The sequence below is a fragment of the Bacillus sp. LR_5 genome, assembly GCF_042709275.1.
On sequence record NZ_JAVAXX010000004.1, the window covers coordinates 64,822 to 84,965 of the forward strand.

Genomic DNA, 20,144 nt, shown 5'->3' on the forward strand with positions numbered 1-20,144 from the left:
CTTGTGCTTTCGGATTAGGCGATGTCAGGGTATTGGCTCTTCCGCCGTGATTTTCCGCCGTCCCCCGAATAACGCCGTAAATATGATTTCCGTCGCGCTCGGCATCTTCCAGCTTTTTCAACATGACCATTCCGACCCCTTCGCCTCTGACATAGCCATTCGCATCGGCAGAGAAGGTTTTACACCTGCCGTCTTTGCTGAGCATCCCCGCCTTGCTGTAGCTAATATGCGCCTCCTCGGTTAAGATCGTATTCACGCCTCCAGCGATCGCCATCTCACAATCACCGTTTTGCATCGCAGTCACAGCACGGTGAATGGCTACAAGAGAACTGGAACAAGCCGTCTCTACTGGCTCGCTCGGACCATGAATATTTAAAAAATAACTCATTCTATTCGGGCCTACCGAAGGAATCATATGACCTGTAGCAGCATGGCCTTCAATTGGAAGATTCGCTCTATGGAATAGATCTTTATAACCGGTGTTTCCCGTACCGATAAAGATACCAGTCCCTGTACCCGAAAGGCTTTGCGGCAAGCAACCCGCATCTTCCAATGCCTTCCACACGTATGTCATTAACAAGCGCTGCTGAGGGTCTACATAATCAGCTTCTCGCGGCGAAATACCAAAAAACAACGGATCAAACTCTGCGACACCATCAATAAACCCACCCCATTTGATGTTGGTTTTATTGACGTCAGTGTCTGGGTTTCCATAATGCTCCCGCCAATCCCATCGATCTTTTGGAACTTCTGTGATGCTGTCTTTTCCTTCTTCTAGGTTTTTCCAAAATTCGTCTATATCCATAGCGCCAGGGAACCGGCCGCTGATGCCGACAATTGCAACCGGCTCAAAATCGGCAGCCTGCTTTTTGTTTCTTTCTGCTTTTGCAATAATAGGCTGTGTAAAGCGGCGCTTTCTACGTGATGTGATTTTCGGCGCTTCAGATGATTTTGTCTGTAACTCTTCCTGCCCCTCTGGTTTTTCTCGCTCCTGAACCAGGGTGTCACCATGTTCAACGGTCAAATACTCAGCCAGGCTGTGGATGCTTCCATATTCAAAGAAAATGGTCGGCGTTAGCTCCAACTGAAATTCTTCGTTAATCTTGTTTGTAAAGACCGTAAATGTAACGGAATCAAATCCGTATTCACTCAGCTCTGTATTGACATCAATATCTTCACTATTTACTTTTAAAATTGCACTGACCATGTTGCTTAATGATGCCTCCAGGCTGCTTAAACTGTGCACTAAGTTTGTTCTTTCATCTTTGCCTTTAGCAGTAGCATCTTGATTCCATTCGCCCTGATACGCAGCAACTACATATTCAGCCAGGCTTTGGACGCTACCATATTCAAAGAAAATGGTCGGTGTTAGCTCCAACTGAAATTTTTCGTTGATCTTGTTTGTAAAGACAGTGAATGTAACTGAGTCGAATCCGTACTCACTCAGCTCTGTGTTGACATCGATATCGTCAGTGTTTACTTTCAAAATTGCGCCAATCATTTGGATTAAGGCTGCTTCCAATTTTCTAGTTTGTCCTTGATCCTGATCCGCCTTTCTCTGATCGTTCCGCTTGGCTTTCGATCCTGCGGAAAGCAGTTTTTGCTTCATTTTCTGAAGCTGTCCTTCCATCACAAAAACTTGCGGCTTATCAGATACTATCCCTTGATAAAATGCTTTCAAGCCACTATCTGTCGGCATCGGGACCATTCCCGTCGTTTTCAGCATTCTCTTTTCATCTTCAGCGCCGACTTGCATACCGCCTTCTTCCCATAACGGCCAATTGAAGGAAATGGTGGAGCCGAATCTCTTTTTTGATGCCGCAAGAGAACGGCGGTATTCAGCAAATGCATCCATAAACGAATTGGCTGCCGCATAATCGGCTTGTCCAGCGTTTCCTAAACATCCCGAAAGAGAAGAGAAGAAAATGAAAAAGTCCAATGGGAAATCCTTGCTGCATTCGTCTACATGTAACAACCCGCTCACTTTTGGCTGCAACACTTCTTGAAACTCTTCATTCGTTTTATGAATGATGAAGCGATCTTTAATGCTGCCTGCACCGTGAATAATTCCATTGAGAGTGCCATATCTTTCTTTGATTTCCTCCAAAAGATGACGAACCGCATGCTGATCACTTACATCAGCCTCCCGATAGACAACCTCCGCTCCGATGCTTCGAAGAGCCTCCAGCTCGTTTTCCTTATCCTCACTTAAAACAGATCGTCCCGTCAGCACAATAGTAGACCGGCCAGTTCGATTGGCAATTTCCTTTGCAAACAGAAGGCCTAAGCTTCCTGCTCCGCCTGTGATTAGATAAACGCCTTCGTCTCTCCACGGCATGTGAAGCATATCAGCTGAAGGAAGCACCATTTCCCTCCAGCCTTTCACAAAACGGTGTCCAGCCTCATATCGAATCTGTTTGTCAAATGGTCTCTGGCTGTCGTCTTTCAGCTTGAGGTGAAGGTCTATCATCTCTTCAGGTTTCTCAATTTCGATGACCTGAGCAGTCAGTTTGCTGAACTCTATTTCTGCTGTTTTAAACAGACCGGAAACGCCGGCAAACAATTGCTTCTCTTTTTCCAGCGGAACAATCGCTTGAATGATGATACGGCCTGCAGAAAGTTCACGGACCTTGCTTTGCAGGAGTTCAAAAATGTTCTGCATGTAACATTGATAACGTTCAGCAATATGTCCTTCAGCTTCGTTTAGAGTAATCACACGGACATCTTTCATGTGGGAGGCAATGCTGTCTGTGACACTTCGTTCAGTTTCGAAGAGAACAATGATATGCTCCGTGTACGAAGGATCTTCGTCCTCTCGTTCTTCATTCTGTTTTTCCCACACCGGTTCAAGCATTAAGCGTTCGTACCGTGTTGAAGGCTTTGAAGTATGAACCTCCCCTTCTAATACTCTCGTTGAGAATCCTTTGATCCTGACACATACGCTTCCACTCTCGTCAATGACATCGATATCCGCTTTCTGAACAACCCCTCCGGAGTGATCGCTGTCACTTAAGCGAGCATAAGCCCACATAGAAGAAGAACACCCTTTGATCACCTCAAGCTCCTCAAGCGCAAATGGCAAAATCAGCTTTTGATCCGTCAATTCCTGCATGATGCATATTGTTGCTGTCTGCAAGGCGGAGTCCATGATACTTGGGTGCAGCACAAACTGTTCATTCGTTCCAGAAACGATTTCCGGAAGCTGCAGCTGCGCCAAAACCTCTCTGTTTCCTATATTCACATTCTTAATTCCTTGAAAGGCCGGACCATGGAACATTCCTCTGCTTCTGCCTTCTTCGTAAAATTGATCAGGCGACATCTTTCCTTTGCCGCAGCGGCGTGACATTTCAGTGAGGTCTGCGACTGGCGTTTCGGCGGCAGATGCCAGCTCCGCACTGCCTTGACTATGAATAACAGGGTCGTCCCCGTCTTCCTGTGTACTGTAAATGTCAAAGGTGATTTTTCCATCTTCTTCAGGGAAGAGACTGATATCCACTTGAGCTGAATGTCTGTCAACCACAACAGGCTGAACCCAGACTGTATGATTCAATCTGATTCTGACATCTTGGCCAATTTCACTTCCTGCCGCCTGGTTTATAGCCGCGTACGCCATTTCAAGGTACGCAACACCAGGAAGCACAGGCTTTCCTCTTACCACATGGTCTCTCAGGAAAAATTCGTCACCAGTGAAAACCGAACTGAATTTCTGTTCAGAAAAATCAGATGTATTCTGATGAAGCAATGGATGAATAGAGCCGATCCCTGTCTGATTTCCGGATATCTGCGCCACCGGTTTGCGGTCATCCTGCGACGGCCAGTATCGTTCCTTTGCAAATGGATAAGTCGGCAGACTCATTCTGTTTGGGCGCTCACCCTTGTAAAGCTGCATCCAATCTATATTCGCTCCCTTGCTCCACATTTCTGCAAGCTTGTTTACTTTTCCTTTGGCCATCCACTTACGTATGAGTTCAGCGCTGTCCTCATCCTCCGTCAGCCATGAAACCTCTCTTGCATTGTGCTTACTTCCTTGAAAACAGCCTTCAATCGCTGTTTTACCATTGATAAAATCTGTGAGCCTCTGTTTTAACTCATTTACATGATCGGCAATAAAGACAACGCGATGCTCCATCGCTTCGCGCCCCACCTGAAGGGTATACGCAAAATCAGGCAGCTGGCTGTTCTCAAGCCCTCTTCTTTCTAAATAGGCCAGAATGTCTTCTGCATACTCTTGCAGCCTCTCTTTATTTTTCGCCGAGATCGGGACGATGCAGGTTCCGTCTATCTTTCCCTTATCTGAATCCCTTTTGAATTGTTCAAAAATGGCATGGGTATTTGTCCCGCCAAGCCCGAACGAGCTAAGTGCAGCCCTGTGCGTTTTGATCTCACGGCTTAACGTTTTCTTTTGATCGACGACGTAAAAAGGAGAGCTGGCTAAGTCTGTATTTGGATTCGGCTCCTTATAATTGATACTCGGTGCAAGCTCTTGATGATAAAGACTCATCACAACCTTAATGCAGCCCGCAAGACCGGCGGCTGTATCTAAATGTCCGATATTGGTTTTCACCGACCCAATGCCGCAAAATTGCGTTTTATTTGTATATTGCCTGTAAACGTTTGTTAAAGCCGCCAGCTCGATCGGGTCCCCCAGCTTCGTTCCGGTCCCGTGTGCTTCTACATAGCAGATGGATTCAGGCTGTATCTTCGTTTGATTCATGACCTGTTGGACCACGTCAGCCTGGCCTTTAACGCTTGGAGCATAAAAGCCGACTTTGTCAGCGCCGTCGTTATTTACACCAATGCCTCTCAGCAAGGCATAGATATGATCCCCGTCCTTTACAGCATCAGCTGCTTTTTTCAGCAATACAACAGCAACGCCCTCACCGCCTATCATTCCGTCAGCTGAAGCGTCAAAAGCTTTAATATGTCCATCACTCGAAAAGTTCAGCCCAGGCTGATGCACATATCCGATATTTGACTCGGTATGCAGCGTTGCACCGCCAACTAAAGCATAATCAGATTCACCCGACAGGAGGCTTTTATAGGCAGAATGCAATCCAATCAGAGATGATGAGCAGTTGGCATGAACGAAATAGCTTGGCCCTCTCAGCCCGAGCTTATGAGAAATCATTGTCGGGATCGTCCCACTCTGTGCAAGCACCCACGAAACATAGCCGTCCGGCGTCTCTAGGCTCTCTGTTGTATCTGACGGCAGCAGCGCGCGATAAGAATTATTGCTTGCCGACATAAAAACACTGGTTTGCGGAATCTGTCTTGCAGCATAACCGGCATCTTCTATTGCTTTCCATGAATGAGTCAGCAGCATCCGAAGCTGAGGGTCCATAAATTCAGCGTCTTTAGGAGAGATTTGAAAGAAGCTTGGATCAAATCTGTCTTTCCCCTCAATTGAAGCTTTAGCCGGGACATAGTCGGCATTCTCCGCTATCTCCTTTGAAATGCCAAAGCGCTGAAGCTCTTCTTTATTGAAAAACGCTATGCTTTCCTTGCCGTCTCTGAGGTTCTCCCAAAATTCATCATGATTTTTTGCCCCTGGAAATTCACACGATATGCCAATAATCGCTACACTATCGTCATAATAGTCTGGGAGATCACTCATCTCGGTAGACTGATCTTCTATATGAGCTGCCGGGTCTGTCGGCATATGGTCACTTGCATCGCCCATTCGCTGTTCAGTGATGTACTGGCTGATATTTTTAATGGTTGAATACTCAAACAGGTCTGTGACAGAAAACTCACAGGATAGTTCATGTTTGATGCGATCAGCCACAGTGACCGCGAGAAGCGAATCCCCGCCCACATCGAAAAATCCGTCATCCCATTCAATGTCACTCGTTTTCAGCACTTCCTGCCAAATGGTAAAAACAGTATCCTGAATGTTCTTAGGAGAGGTCTGCCTTTGCTTTAGCTGCTCCCCTGATAAATCGATATTCTTAAGGCTGTTTCTATCTATCTTTCCGTTCGGAGTTAACGGCATATGATCAAGCTGAATAAAATAAGAAGGCACCATATAGGCAGGCAAAGCGTTTTTCACAAAATGACGCAGCTCTCTCGCTGTGAGAGAAGCATTTGCATGTTTAGCTGTATAATAGGCAGCTAGGTTATCCATATCTGCGACCACAACGCATTCCAGAATGCCGGGATGCTCACTAAGCCTGCTTTCAATATCACCAAGTTCAATACGGAATCCGCGGATTTTTACTTGATTATCGATGCGGCCTATATATTCAATTCGCCCTCCCGGAAGCCAGCGGGCCATGTCTCCCGTTCTATAAAGCTTAGACCCAGGCTCAAAAGGGTTGTCAATGAATCTCGAATCCGTTAATTCTTCCTTTTTGTAGTAGCCCTTCGCCACACCGTCTCCTGCAATGCACAGCTCACCCGGGACACCTGCCGGCACTGGCGCGAGCTGAGAATCCGTAATATAGATTTGTGTATTGGCGATTGGCCTTCCTATCGTGGCACGAGAGCATTCATCGTTAATGCGCTGAACCGCTGACCAGATAGTTGTTTCGGTTGGCCCGAACATATTCCAGGCTTCGCTGCCCGTATCTAAGAAATATCGTTTTAATGTCTCAGGCAATGCTTCGCCTCCGCATAAAATTTTCACGTTCTCTTCATTTTCCCAGCCTGAATAAAAGAGCATCTTCCACGTAGCGGGGGTTGCCTGCATCACTGTCGGTTTGATTGTGCGGATGTCCCGTTTCAGTTTTTCAACGTCTTTTGTATGCTCCGTTTGACAAATATAGCAGTGTGCGCCCTTTATTAAAGGCAAAAATAATTCCAGAACTGCGATATCAAAACAATAGGTTGTGACAGCAAGCATTTTATCCTCTGCCGTAAGACCTGGTGTTTCCCCCATCGAAACGAGAAAGTTTGTCAAAGCTTTATGCGGTATCATGACACCTTTTGGCTTTCCTGTGCTGCCGGATGTATAAATGACATATGCCAAGTTCTCCGGCGTGACAGTGCGTGTAAGCACTTTTCGATCAGAGGCTGTTTGAGCAATTTCATCCCAATCTTGATCTAAAAGAGCTGTTGTGACACCGTTCCAACTCAACGTATTTACTAATTCCGATGTCGTCAGTGTAATGAAAACTTCACTGTCCTCAAGCATGTATTCTAATCGTTCAGCCGGATAGGACGGGTCTAGCGGCACATACGCTCCCCCAGCCTTGAGGATCGCTAATAAACCCACTAGCATGTCCAGCGATCGATCCACATAGATCCCCGCCAGACGGTCAGGACCCACTCCATGCGCCTGCAAATAAATGGCCAGCTGTGTGCTTTTCTCATCAAGCTCCCGATACGTCAATGTTTGACCTTCATAGCTGACAGCCGCTCTATCAGGCGTCTTTTTCGCCTGCTGCTCAAACAACTCATGAAAAGTTATATATGGATACGTTTTTCCTGTGGCGTTCCATGTTTTGAGAATCATCTGCTTCTCTGCCTCAGGTAATAAAGAATACTCTTTTAAAGGCTGAGATGGATTCAACATCGCCTGCTCTGTTACATAAACAAAATGGTCGAACATGGCGGATATAGAAGCCGCATCAAACAGCCCAGTATTGTACTTGATGTTCAGCTCCATTTTTTCTTCTGTTTCCCACAATTCAAATACTAATTCGTATTCGCCCTCTTGGTGAATACACTCAACGAAATCGACAGAAAAGAAGTCAGCATAGCGGCTCAGCAAGCTTTGATAGCTTCCGGATTGAAGAAAATTCTGATAGAAAAAAGCGGTTTGAAATACCGGTGAACCTGCTTGACTGCGAGGAATATTCAGATCCCTCACCATTTTTGGAAAAGGATATGCTGCATGATCAAGCCCATCCAATATCGTTAATTGCAATTTTGATATAAAGCTAGAAAAAGTGTCTGCCGGGTTCAGCTCACTCCGAATCGGGAGCATATTGAGAAAATGCCCAATGGCATCATCAAATCTTTCTTCCGGCCTCACCATGGCCGGCATGCCGACGATCTGTTCCTTTTGGCTGGTGTAACGGCCAAGCAGCATCATATAGCAGCTTAAGAATACCGTCGTGACATTTACAGAATGCTCTTTCGCAAACGTTCTGACCTGATTCATGAAGCCGCTGGACAGCCGCCTGGTGTATGTATCCTCTCTAAACTCAGAATCGACTGAACTTGCGCTGACATTAGGCAGCTGAAGATTCGGCAAAGTTCCCGATAGCTGTTTCTGCCAATATGTACGGTGCTTCACACCGTCTTTGCCGGCAAGCATGTTTTTCTCCCATGCCGCAAAATCATGATAAATGGCAGGAGAAACAGCTTTTTCCGGCTGCTGTCCTTTTAAAAGAAGCTGATAGGTATCAAACAGACTGCGTATAAATGTGACAGACGAAACTCCGTCAAAAATCAAATGGTGAATGACAACTAATAAAAAATGCTCTTGTTCAGATCTGGAAAAGCTCATGACACGCACTAACGGGCTGTTTTCCTTTACATACGGTTCCTTTACTTTCTTTCTAAGAAAAGCAGGAATATCAGACTCTTTCAAACTTGAGATATTTTCTGTCTTGATTTCAATTGAAAGTGCTGGCTCATTTTTAAGAAATGGCACTCCGTCTTTCTCTTGGATGACGTGCTTTAAGATTGGGTGCTGATTCAATACAAGGCCAAAAGCCTGCTGGAATGTTTCATGGTGAAGCCCTGACGAAAATTTAAAACAGAGAGGTACGTGATATGCACTTTTTTCGGGTGACATTTTTTGCAATGTCCATAATCCTTTTTGAACCTCAGAGAGAGGCTGAAAAGTTGCCTGACTCCTTTCCGGTTCGGTTTTATATGTGTCCGTGCCCTTTTTGTCAGCAGACAAGCTGCTGAGGTCTTCATGTTCTGATAGATAGCTGGCTAAGCGTTCAATTGTAGGATATTGATGTATCTCTCTGGCTGTTAGTTTGATATGATAGTTTTTCTCGATCGATCGAATGAGCTTCATCATCTTGATAGAATTCACACCAAGACTTTGGATATTTGCATTTGGCTCCACCCAATCGTGGGAAACATGCAGCTCCTCAGTCAAACAGGTGAGCAGATGCTTCTGTATTTCTTCCCTTACTCTTTTCACCTGGTCTGCTTGCTGTATCTCCTCATCCTGGACCGCATCGTTCATCCGATTGGGTTTATGTAGCAAGTGGTCGAACTCTCCATTTTCAAATGAAGTTTTTAGCTTGGTGCGCTGGATCTTTCCGATAGCCGTTTTTGGAATCTCTTCTTTTTGTACAGGCAGCAAATATTCCGGGGTGACTCCGATCACCTGTGAGACATGGGATTGTATGTTTCTAAGAAGCTGAGACATCTGCTCATCATTTAATTTTGCGGAAGTAACAAAGAAGATAGCCAGCTGATCTGTTGAATTCTGGCCCAGACGGACAGCGCAAGCAGCAGTATAAGAAGTTTCAATTTCAGATAATTCTTCAACTGCAGACTCAATTGCATGACTGTAATAATTAATGCCGTTAATGATAATTGCATCTTTCGTACGGCCTGTTATGGTTAAGCGCCCGTTTCGCAAAAAGCCAAGATCTCCGGTTTCAAACCAGCCGTCTTCTGTAAACACACTCTCATTCAAATCAGGCCGCTGGTAATAACCGCTAGTAACAGAAAGACCCGAGACTTGAAAACGGCCGATCTCGCCCTCTTCAACCAATTCATTATGGTCATTCACAATTCTCATAGAGAAGCCGGGGATTGGAGAGCCTATTTCAACAAAATGATCATCATCACTTGTTCCAGCCCGGGTAAATTCATGAGAAAAAATAACACCCGATGAAGTTTCGGACATTCCCCATGCAGGTCGGATGGCGTCAGCAGGCAGTCCATGTGGTTCTAAAAGCTCAAGTATTCTGCGCCCTACCTTGGCTACCATTGCTTCACCGCCATTGAGCATGTATCGCATTGAAGACAGATCCCATTTCTTATCTTTTATTTCTTCTGCAAAATCAGTAACCAGACCAAACGCAAAATTCGGCGCCCACGTAACAGAAGCTCGGTAATGATCAATCCAATCCAGCCATTTCAACGGCTCCATTAAGATCGTTTCGCTTGAGACGTTAATTTCCTGACAGCCAAGATAAACATCCCGCAAATGCAGCATTCCGATCCCTCCGACATGGTCAAACGGCATCCAGTTAAACGTAATATCCTCTCTGGTGAAGCCTTGCATTTGAATAATCCCTTTCACCATGCTCATAATGTTACGATGATTAAGCATAACTGCTTTGGGCGTTCCCGTACTGCCTGAAGTCAGCAATAAAAGCGCTAAGTCTTCAGGACTGGATTGATGCCAATCTGTGTCCGCTTCAGCGCTGAGCAGATCCTCTACAGCAATTGCCCTGAACCCTTCAAGCCCTTGTTCTTTTGCCCAATCGAGCATTTCCTGGTGCATCCCCCGGTCCGTAATCACCGCTGGCTTGTCAAGAAGCGTCCATGCGTCTTTCAGCTTTTGAGTGCCGCTGCTCGATTCAGCATACGTTGGCGGAACGGCTAATGGAGCCGGAACAACCCCTGTTAACACACACCCCCAGAACGCAGGGAGAAGCTGTGAATTGTCACCAAGCTGCAAAATCACGCTTTGTTTTGCTTTCAGGCCTGATTGACGAAGCCCCTTCGCAATACGCAGTCCATCATCCCATAATCGTCTGTATGATTGGTAAACCTCAGTTCCATCCGGCTGCAAATAAATGATTCCCTTTGTATCCCCAAGCTCCGCCGCCGTTCTGTATAAAACTTCAGGTATTGTTGCCGGCTGCTTTTCAGATATATGTAAAGGCTCACCATGACTGACAGAAGGATTAGCTAATATGCGGATATTATCATTATTTCTCATCACGCTGCCTCCATTTCACCTGCAAAATTTATATATATTTTTAGTTAATTACCATATAAACCTTTGATTCTACTTTTGACTTCTTCATGATGAAATGTTTTCTCATGCATCATCAATTCCTGTTCAATGACGCGCGGCAGCTGATCGCGAAGCGGGGCAACCAAATGATCTTTCAGTGTAACCAGTGAGTTTCTCGGCTTTTCCGCCAGTTCTTGCGCCAGCTCCACTGCATAATCTAACACTTCTGCACGGGGCAGTACCTTAAAAGGAACCCCTCTTTTTTCAAGATCAGCTCCGCGGTAGCTGCCCGCATTCAATAATATTTCCTGGGACAGGCTGAAGCCCAGTTTTTTAGGAACGATAAAGGTAGCGCCCATTCCAGGCGTAAATCCGTATTTCATAAAATTAGCCGTATACACGCTTTCTCTGCTCAGAATGACTATGTCAGCAAAGAGCCCCATGACAAAGCCGCCTCCAATTCCATGGCCCTGCATTGCCGCAATAACTGGAATTTCACAATCCAGCGCCAGAGAATAAAGATTGTCATCAGTGAACTTGGTCAATCCCTGTTGAATTCGAAGCAGTCCTTCTTGCGTTCCTCCTGAAGCAAAATAATTATCATATCCTGTCAAAATGACCGCTTTGTATTTGGGGTTCTGCCGTATGTATTCAAACGCTTGAATTAAACCGTCTGTAAGTTCTTGTGAAAAAGCGTTTTTATGAGTGCGATCTTGCATCTTTACCTGAATAATGGCGGATTCAATTTCGATAAGCTCTACAACAGAATGCGTCATGATGTCCTCCTAACGGTTCTGATTGTCATTTTTAAACGGTTACTGATCCTCCCATGGGAATTGTCCTGTTTCAACATACCTGATGATTCCCATTTGGTTTTGAGGATCAGAAAACATGTCTTGATTTGCAGTTAAAGCGGTGGCTTTCGCACGACTGACTTGATGATCAAGTGAGCTCACAAACTGTTTATAATGTGCGATTCCTTTTTTATTCAGCCTCCGCAAACGCAATAAATGCTTTCTCAGCAGCACGTCACTTTCAGCATCAAAAGCATCTATTAACCCCCATTCACTGGCTTCCTGAACGGAAATCGGCTTTGTCATAAGCGTCATATAATGCGCTTTCTGCCGGCCGATACGGCGGATCAGAAACGGTAAAACACAAGCAGGGTACAGGCCGAATAGCAGCTCAGAGAGACTGAATGACGCCGTCTGATCAGCAATGGCAATATCTGTGGCAGATACAAATCCAAGACCGCCGGCATTCACTTTTCCCCTGACATGCGAAATCGTGACATAAGGGCCGGTCTGCAATTTCATCCACAAATCATAGAGAGGCTCTTGGGAGCTTGCCTGTTTTCTGCCCCTTTTCATTTCCTGATAGATTTCTTGAAAATCCGCTCCGAAACAAAACACCTCGGGAAGCCCCTCTAAAACGACAACCGTCACCGTTGATGTTTCACATTGGTTTAACACTTGCAAGCATTCTTCTATCAGCGTGTCATTAATCGTATTATTCGCTTCAGGACGGTGAAAGGTAATATAGCAAACCGACGCTTGAAAGCGGACCTTTATCGTTTGATAGGTCACGAGATCCACCTGTACTTCCGATGAAACTCAGAAATTTCTTCTAAAAACAAGCGCGGCTTCTCTTGAGTGGACTGAATGATGCCCGGTATCATCTCAAAGTCCAGCTTTACATTGCGCGTCCCAAACCGCACCATCCCGCTCCCCTTAAACAATAGCTCATACTCTTCCATGGAGAGCTGATACCGGCGATCCAAATGCTTCTCAATACCAAATGTTCGCTGACGCTCCTGGCCTTGCGGAGTTGTAATTCCGCTGTAAAATTCAGAACAGCAGCCGGATCCGTAGGAAAAACAGCCAATTCGTTTAGGCGTATCAAATCTCCCTTGGTCTATCGTGCTGGCCAATGCCAGAAACAAGGCTGCCCCCATAATATTTCCAACCCGTTGACAGTAGTTTAAACCTGGTTTTACCCGAGTTAAAAAATCCGTCTCAATCCCGGATGTTTTCACCTTCGCCACCTTACGCATCATTGTCCGGTGCGCACCTTTCACCATCCCGCCAAAGGGCGTATGGTAAGCAAGATATTGAAACGTGTCCTGATAATTGGCACCCGGTACACGCTTTTGATATTCCAGAAAGGTCTGTTCGCAGCAATCCAAATATGACATTAAAGACAGATCAGAATCTCCCGCTTCACTGTCGGGAATGGGGCGGCACGTGTCCATCACTTCATAGCCGTAATAACCATTTGCTCCAGGATCTATTTGAAACACCTCGGGATTTTCGCCAACTAAAACGGCCACCGCTCCCGCTCCGGCGCTCGGTTCCGCATAAGACCAATCTTCGCTTAAAGCGTCTCCGCCCTCAGCGATTAAAAAACGTGAAATATCACTGGCGATAACCAGTGCTTTGGCACCCGGAGAAGTTTGGGATAATATAAAATTCACCGCCATCTGAAATCCCGCTGTCCCTGAATAACACGCCTGTTTAACCTCAAACAAACGGCAGTTGCGGTTGAGACCTAAATATTCATGGATATATGTACTTAACGATTTCCCAAAGTCGATCCCGGATTCAGAGCAAGTGATCAGCAATTCAATCCGGTCCTTCTCTGCTTCAGATAAAGCATCAATAATCGGCTTAGCTGCATTGACTCCGAAGGTCACGGGATCTTCATAAGGCAGTGCTACCGCTTTTTCTTTCATTAATAAATTTTCAAATCTCGCAGTATCTAAGTGTCTGTATTTGGCCAGCTCCATGACATCAAGGTATGCCGTTCCGCCAAAGACATTCATCGCTTCTATTCCGGCTGAAACCATTTATGATTCGCCTCCACATTTCTCAATGTTTTGTATACAAACCGCGGTGTTCATTCCGCCAAACCCCATGCTTAAGCTCAGCGCATTTTTGATGCGGTATGAAATCGATTTCTCATTTACCCAATGAAAGGAATCATCGATTGGATGATCCAAATTCCGGCTCGGATGCAGGGCAGATTTTTTCATTTGCAGCAAAACAGAAATAATCTCTACGATGCCCGCCGCACTAAGCCCGTGTCCGGTTATCGATTTTGTTGCATTGATATAAGCATGGGAAAGCCGGCATGCACGGAGCGCCTTTAATTCTATTTCATCTCCAATAAAAGAGCCTGTTCCATGAGGATTAATATAATCAATATCTTCTGGTAAAAGCCTGGCACGCTCCAGTGCCTTCTGGATGACATGAATCTCTCCTTCTAATGAAGGATCAGGATTCCGGTTTCCGTCCAGTTTGATTGACCAGCCAGACAATGCTGCATAAGGTTTGAGACCTCTTCGTAAAGCCGTCTCCTTTCGTTCTATTACCAATGCACCGCACGATTCTCCATAGATAAACCCGTCTCTGTTTTGATCAAAGGGACGGCACGCTTTTTCAGGTTCATCAGCATATTTGTCCGTCCCCATAGCGCCTAAAGCCCTTAGCGCCTCGCATTCCATATAAGAAAGATCCATTAAAGCACCAAGTGCTATGCAAGTATCAACTTCGCCTGACAGGACTTGCTGAATCGCATGAATGACTGCTAACTGGCCGCTGGCCGAGGCTCCTCCCACCGTATATGCTAATCCCGTGATGCCAAACTGATCTGTACAAATCCCGCAAAGATCGCTGTCCATGAAAGACAGGCCATACGCCGGCGAAATAAAACCGGAGCGGTCTTGATACCTTTCATAAACTTCAAAGGTTTCTCTCTGCTGAAAATTTGATCCGCCAACAACCAGTCCGATACGTGAGGAATCTGCATCGTCCAATTCAGCCTCCTCCCAAGCCTCTGTGAGAGTTACCAATGCAGCGCGGCTTGAGAATGATGCTTTTCGCAACATTTTTTTGGAGAGTCGGTCAGGATAAGACAATGACGCAATTTCGGCTCCGATAAGCCGGCTGTCTTTTTGTCTGCCTGAACGCTTCATGACATCAAAGGCATGTCTGCCGGACAGCAGCGAGGAAGCAAAGTCCTCTTTCCCTTGACCGATAGAGGCCGTGACGCCTACACCGGTCACCACTACCTCAGGCAGATTGCACTTTGTCATAAAGCACCTCAGCTAATTCACCGATGTTTTTCACCCCGGATAGCTCAATGCGAGGGATTTTTAACGATAAATCCTCTAGCACCATCGTGATAATTTCAGCTCTGTCTACAGAGTCAGCTCCTAACTCAACTAACTGATCTTCAGGCTCAAATCTGTGTCCGTCTAATTCAGGAAGCACCTCGCAAATATTGGTGATTAGTACTTCAAAGATTCTCTGTTTATCCATAATGCGCTCTCTCCTTCAAGGGATTATTTTAATGATTTTTATAGGTATATTTTCATAATATTCAAACTTTTATTTTTATGTTGTCTGTTTCATGCGACGGCTGATACATCGATTGCATCCGTTCATGAAGCAATACTGCCGTTTCTGTCATTAATTTTTTCCCGATTTCATCCACATGGCGGTTTCGCCAATTTTCTAATTGCGATCCTTTGACCCATTGATTAAAGGCTCCCAGCGCGGGACCGCAGTGAATTTGATAATCGACCTTCGAATGTTCGCTTCCGCTGATTGCCAATTTTGAGCTGTATCTGAAGTACCATCGGAAAATCAAAGCCATTTTATGCTTCGGATTTTGTTCAGCCTTCTCAATGTCTGCAGCGGGATAATGCAATGCAATATCTTTATATATGTCTTCTATACTGCGTTTAAAGTATTTCTCCTCAAGCTGGGCCAGCATCTTTGCATCCAGCTCACGTATAGACCCATATCGCTGATACAGTTCATATAACTTGTTTGCCCGTGCGGGAAAGAACACGCCTTTCTTTAGCACCTGCACTTTACTGCCTGATTCAAACATATCACCTGCAGGCGCATAGGCTGTATCTTGTACATTCATCTGCTGAAGCAAATCCTTTACTTTATCACTTGTTGCCGCCTCAACCGTACATTGATTGATTGAGCCTGTTAGAATAAAATCAGCTCCTAGCATAAAAGCCGCCATCGCTGCCTCTGGTGTTCCAATTCCTCCAGCTGCACCAACTCTTATTTTTTTCCGGTATTGATATTTTTTCATCATTTCATCTCTTAAAGATGTCATCGCCGGCATCAGGCTGTATGCTACACCGCCATCTGTATGACCGCCTGAATCAGCTTCTACACAAATATCGTCTGCCATCGGAATGCACCGCAACAACTCAGCTTCGTTCATAGTGATTTTATTTTCTCCTAAAAGCTTTTGCAGCATATTCTCAGGCGCAGGACTCAGAAATGATTCTGCAACTTCCGGCCGTGATATTTTTGCTATGAGACGATTTGAGCATATAACGTCACCATTTTGATTTCGTTTCACTCCTTTTGCGCGGTACCTTACTAATGCAGGAGTGACACTTAAAAATGCTGAAGCCTCCACAATGCTCACTTGATTCCTCAATAAAAGATCGATCATTTTTTCTTCTGATTCAGTATGTTTCATATTGTGGACCAGATTGATGCCATAGGCTTGTCCTTTCCCTAATTCACCTTGTATAGCATGGATCGCATCTTCAACCTCTTTCAGGCTCAGACCTCCTGTGCCAAAGAACCCCATCATTCCCGCTCTTGACAGCTTTACTACCATTTCTTTCGAAGCAATGCCGCGGTACATTCCTCCTGCAAGATAAGCATATGTAAGATGATAATCTTGTTTAAATTCAGCACTTCCTAAAGATTCTGCCGTAATCCCGGCTTGAACATTGCGTTGCTCCTTTAGATGCGCACTGATCGCGGGGTTCTTTTTCGGTATATATGTCAATGGTTCAGCTTCATTTTTAATCCGATGAATGAGACCGGTTAAAACAGTTCCAGGCCCAATCTCTTCAAACTCCATTTCTCCTCTCCCCATCAGAAAACGAATGCTGTCCGTCCATTTCACTGTGTTGTCCATTTGTTCAGATAATGTATCTTTTAATCTGTCTTGATGGTATGGCTCTGCGTAGACATTGGAGATAACCGGGATCGCCAAAGGTGCAAACTGGAATGAGTCAATATATTGCTTAAATACCTGTTTGGCTTCATTCATATATCTGGAATGAAAAGCTCCGCTCACATTTAATGGATGAAACAGCTTTACTTCCTTGGTGTTTTCAAAAACAGCCCGAGCTTTTTCAATCTCGTTTTTCGGGCCAGAAATCACAATTTGCCGGGGCGTATTTTCATTTGCCACATCAATGTCATAAAGACGGTGCTCTTCTAAAACGGCTGTAACTTGTTCCTTACTCAGGCCGATCACAGCAGCCATTCCGCCCCCTGTAATTCGTCCCATCAATTCTCCTCTTTTTTTGACGAGCCTTAATCCGGTTTCAAAATCAAATGCACCGGCTGCCATCAGCGCATTGTATTCTCCTAAGCTGTGTCCTGCCGCAAAATCAGGTTTTCTGCCGGTCTCCTCCACTCTCTTCAAGTAACTGAGTGCATTAACAACATACAAAGCCGGCTGCGTGTATTCAGTATGATTTAAATCCAGATATGATTTTTCGGTACATAGCTTCTCTATTGAATAGCCCAATATTTGATCTGCTTGATCTGTCAAATGCTGATACTGTTCAAATAGCCCTTGTCCCATCCCCTTTTGCTGGGAGCCTTGCCCTGGAAAGACATATGTAATCATCTTGTAAACTTCCTTTCTGGTGTACGGAAATACTCAACCGTATTCAGATTTTTCAGCTCCTGATGAAATGGTGTTATGATTGAGCAGCAACGGTCAGCTGAATCACCCGGAATCAGCTGTTTCACAAAAGCAGCTAAGGTGCCGGATGGCCCTAAATCGATAAACTTGCATGTATGCTGGCTTTCCAAATATCGAATCGCTTCACGAAACATCATTGGCTTTCTGACCGCATTCCAAAAGAAATTCTCGTCCATTACGTGAAGGCAGCTTCCCGTTAAGCTCGACATAATCGGTATTGACGGTTTTTGAAAAGATTTTGATCTTAAAAATTCTGCATAGGCACTCTCTGCCGGATCAATAAGCGAAGAATGAAAGGCATAGGACACAGGAAGCAGCTGGCAAAGAATCTGCTTCTCCTTTAAATCCTCCATAATCTTCCTTATATGATCTTCTTCACCAGAAATGACGAAGTGCGAATCATAATTGATAGAAATGAGTTCACTATTTCCAAACAGTTGCGGATAATCATTCAGCAATTGCGGTTTGTCCAGAATGGCCATCATTTTTCCTTTATCGCAGGAATTTTGGATGATAATAGCCTGTTCAAGTATGCAATCCAGTATATCCTCTGCGTCTGACACACCAGAAACTGCCGCTGCTGCGAATTCTCCCAGACTTGATCCCAATACGTAATCAGGATAAATTCCCCTGTCTTCCAAAACCTTATATAAGGAATACTCAATCATAAAAATGGCGGGGTGGGAAAAAAGAATACTGTCAAACGGATCTGACACACGTTTACCTGGATGGTAGATTTCTTCAACAATGGATGTGCCGATTCGCCGTGCTGCAATGGCATCCATTTCAAGCATTGATTGGCGAAACACGGTATTTTCCTTAAATAGTTCTTTCCCCATGTGATAGTATTGGGAACCTTGCCCGGAAAACATAAAAACAAGCGGTTCATTCATGTGTATAACCTTCTTTTTTTATATTTATGACGGCTATTGGATTTCTCATTTCCATGCATGTTGTTAAAGCACATAGCAGCGATTGAAATGAAATTAATAAACGGAAAAGACATATGTGAAAAAGTAAAGGAGATTCAACTTGGAAGGATTGCTATTGGTGCTCTGGATGCGGTTCATTTATGACGTGATCGTAGATGTATGTTGATATCTCAAAATTGATGTAACATAATAACAGGATCAGCAAAGAACATCGACTCTATGATTGGTGGGTACGGTTAAAAAATGGACCATCTAGATGTGGGAGCGATGGTTTGACAGACCGGCTGACATAGTTCAAATGTCTAACTTAATTTATCAGCCTCTTTATGTAACAGTATATAAAGTTATTCAATTAGAAACAGTGGCAATCGAACGATTGAATCTTTAAAACTTTATACCTTAAATGAAAGGAAATCTGTGTTTAGACCTGATTGATGAGGTGCACGGCCATAGGGGCAAATGCTTTAGCGGGGCATTGCTTCCGCATCTTTCTTTATGCGATGAATTAACCCAGTTAAAACATTTCCAGGCCCTACCTCCTCAAACTCCATATGGCCTTTTTTCATTAAGTAGCTTATGCTGTCAGTCCATTTCACTGAGTGATTAATTTGATCAGCCAGCGTCTGTTTCATGAATTCGTATGTATACGGTTTGGCATACACATTAGAAATAACCGGGATAGACGGAGGCGAAAAATAAAAGGCATGAAGGAACTCCTCAAATTCTTCTTTTGCCTTATTCATGTATCTGGAATGAAACGCGCCGCTTACGTTTAAGGGGAGTACCATTGTAACTTCAGTCATCGTTTCAAAAAGAGATGCGGCTTTTTCAATCTCATCTTTTTTTCCTGAAATTACAATTTGATATGGGGCATTCACATTAGCGATATCAACATCATGTAAATGATATTCTTTCAGAGCCTTTGCAACCTGCTCTTCATTTAGTCCCATAACAGCTGCCATACCGCCGTTGCTTATCAGACTCATCAGCTCGCCTCTTTTTCTGACAAGCTGTAAACCTGTCTTAAAATCAAAGGCTTCAGCTGCAAATAACGCATTGTATTCACCCAAGCTGTGCCCGGCGACAAAGTCAGGCTTAACTTCTTCATCCTTGATTTTTTTCAGATAGCTTAGTGCGTTTACCACATATAATGCCGGCTGAGTAAATTGCGTTTTGTTTAAATTGGAATAAGGATTTTCCAGGCAAAGACGTTTGATAGAATATCCTAAGATCTCATCTGCCTGATCCGTCAGTTCTTTAAATTCATCGAATAGGCCGCTGCCCATTCCCTGTTTTTGTGAACCCTGACCTGGAAAAACATATGTGATCATTCTCTCAAAGCCACCCTTCCGATTAGTAGATGTATTTCACTTCTGTATGATTTTATAATAGTGATGACCGGATAAATAGTAGCATGTTCATGTTGATGGTAACCTCTGTAAATATTATCCGTCAAGTTAATTTTTCCTACAGTTTGCTCGATTGTTTTTCTGCTTTTTTCCATTGAGGAATAAAGGATCAGGAGATATAACAGAACATAAGAAAAAAGACCCAGATCACGTATA

The 20,144-nt window shown here is 44.5% G+C and carries 10 protein-coding genes (1 of these 10 running past the window's edge); all 10 read right to left on the reverse strand.

Features of this window, described 5'->3' with window-relative positions; all coding sequences use genetic code 11:
• Positions 1-10,867: the 5' portion of a polyketide synthase PksJ gene (gene pksJ / locus RAC86_RS02015; protein WP_377885358.1), read on the reverse strand. 4,265 nt of this gene lie to the left of the window's left edge; only the first 10,867 of its 15,132 coding nucleotides appear in the window; its start codon is at positions 10,865-10,867; the stop codon falls past the left edge of the window.
• Between the two features lie 44 nt (positions 10,868-10,911).
• Positions 10,912-11,661 (reverse strand): polyketide synthase, encoded by a 750-nt coding sequence (locus tag RAC86_RS02020; protein ID WP_015383709.1) that lies wholly within the window; start codon positions 11,659-11,661, stop codon positions 10,912-10,914.
• Positions 11,662-11,700: 39 nt separating this feature from the next.
• Positions 11,701-12,480 carry an enoyl-CoA hydratase/isomerase gene (locus RAC86_RS02025; protein ID WP_082200946.1) on the reverse strand — a complete coding sequence of 260 codons (780 nt, stop codon included), beginning with the start codon at positions 12,478-12,480 and terminating at the stop codon, positions 11,701-11,703.
• Positions 12,468-13,730: a hydroxymethylglutaryl-CoA synthase family protein gene (gene pksG, locus RAC86_RS02030; RefSeq protein ID WP_230488495.1), complete on the reverse strand. Its 1,263-nt coding sequence runs from the start codon at positions 13,728-13,730 to the stop codon at positions 12,468-12,470. The genes RAC86_RS02025 and pksG overlap by 13 nt, the downstream gene beginning before the upstream one ends.
• Positions 13,731-14,978 (reverse strand): polyketide biosynthesis malonyl-ACP decarboxylase PksF, encoded by a 1,248-nt coding sequence (pksF, locus tag RAC86_RS02035; RefSeq protein ID WP_144482437.1) that lies wholly within the window; start codon positions 14,976-14,978, stop codon positions 13,731-13,733.
• The gene (locus RAC86_RS02040) at positions 14,956-15,204 is read right to left on the reverse strand and encodes an acyl carrier protein (RefSeq protein ID WP_003231809.1); all 249 of its coding nucleotides are present in this window, start codon (positions 15,202-15,204) and stop codon (positions 14,956-14,958) included. Before RAC86_RS02040 ends, pksF begins: the two co-directional genes overlap by 23 nt.
• A 61-nt stretch (positions 15,205-15,265) precedes the next feature.
• Complete coding sequence (gene fabD / locus RAC86_RS02045) at positions 15,266-17,569, reverse strand: ACP S-malonyltransferase (RefSeq protein ID WP_377885359.1); 2,304 nt, start codon at positions 17,567-17,569, stop codon at positions 15,266-15,268.
• The gene (locus RAC86_RS02050; RefSeq protein WP_163259993.1) at positions 17,566-18,540 is read right to left on the reverse strand and encodes an acyltransferase domain-containing protein; all 975 of its coding nucleotides are present in this window, start codon (positions 18,538-18,540) and stop codon (positions 17,566-17,568) included. Before RAC86_RS02050 ends, fabD (RAC86_RS02045) begins: the two co-directional genes overlap by 4 nt.
• A gap of 503 nt (positions 18,541-19,043) precedes the next feature.
• Positions 19,044-19,910: an ACP S-malonyltransferase gene (gene fabD, locus RAC86_RS02055; RefSeq protein WP_029317809.1), complete on the reverse strand. Its 867-nt coding sequence runs from the start codon at positions 19,908-19,910 to the stop codon at positions 19,044-19,046.
• Complete coding sequence (locus tag RAC86_RS02060) at positions 19,907-20,143, reverse strand: hypothetical protein (RefSeq protein WP_377885361.1); 237 nt, start codon at positions 20,141-20,143, stop codon at positions 19,907-19,909. The genes fabD (RAC86_RS02055) and RAC86_RS02060 overlap by 4 nt, the downstream gene beginning before the upstream one ends.
• Between the last annotated feature and the right edge of the window lies 1 nt (position 20,144).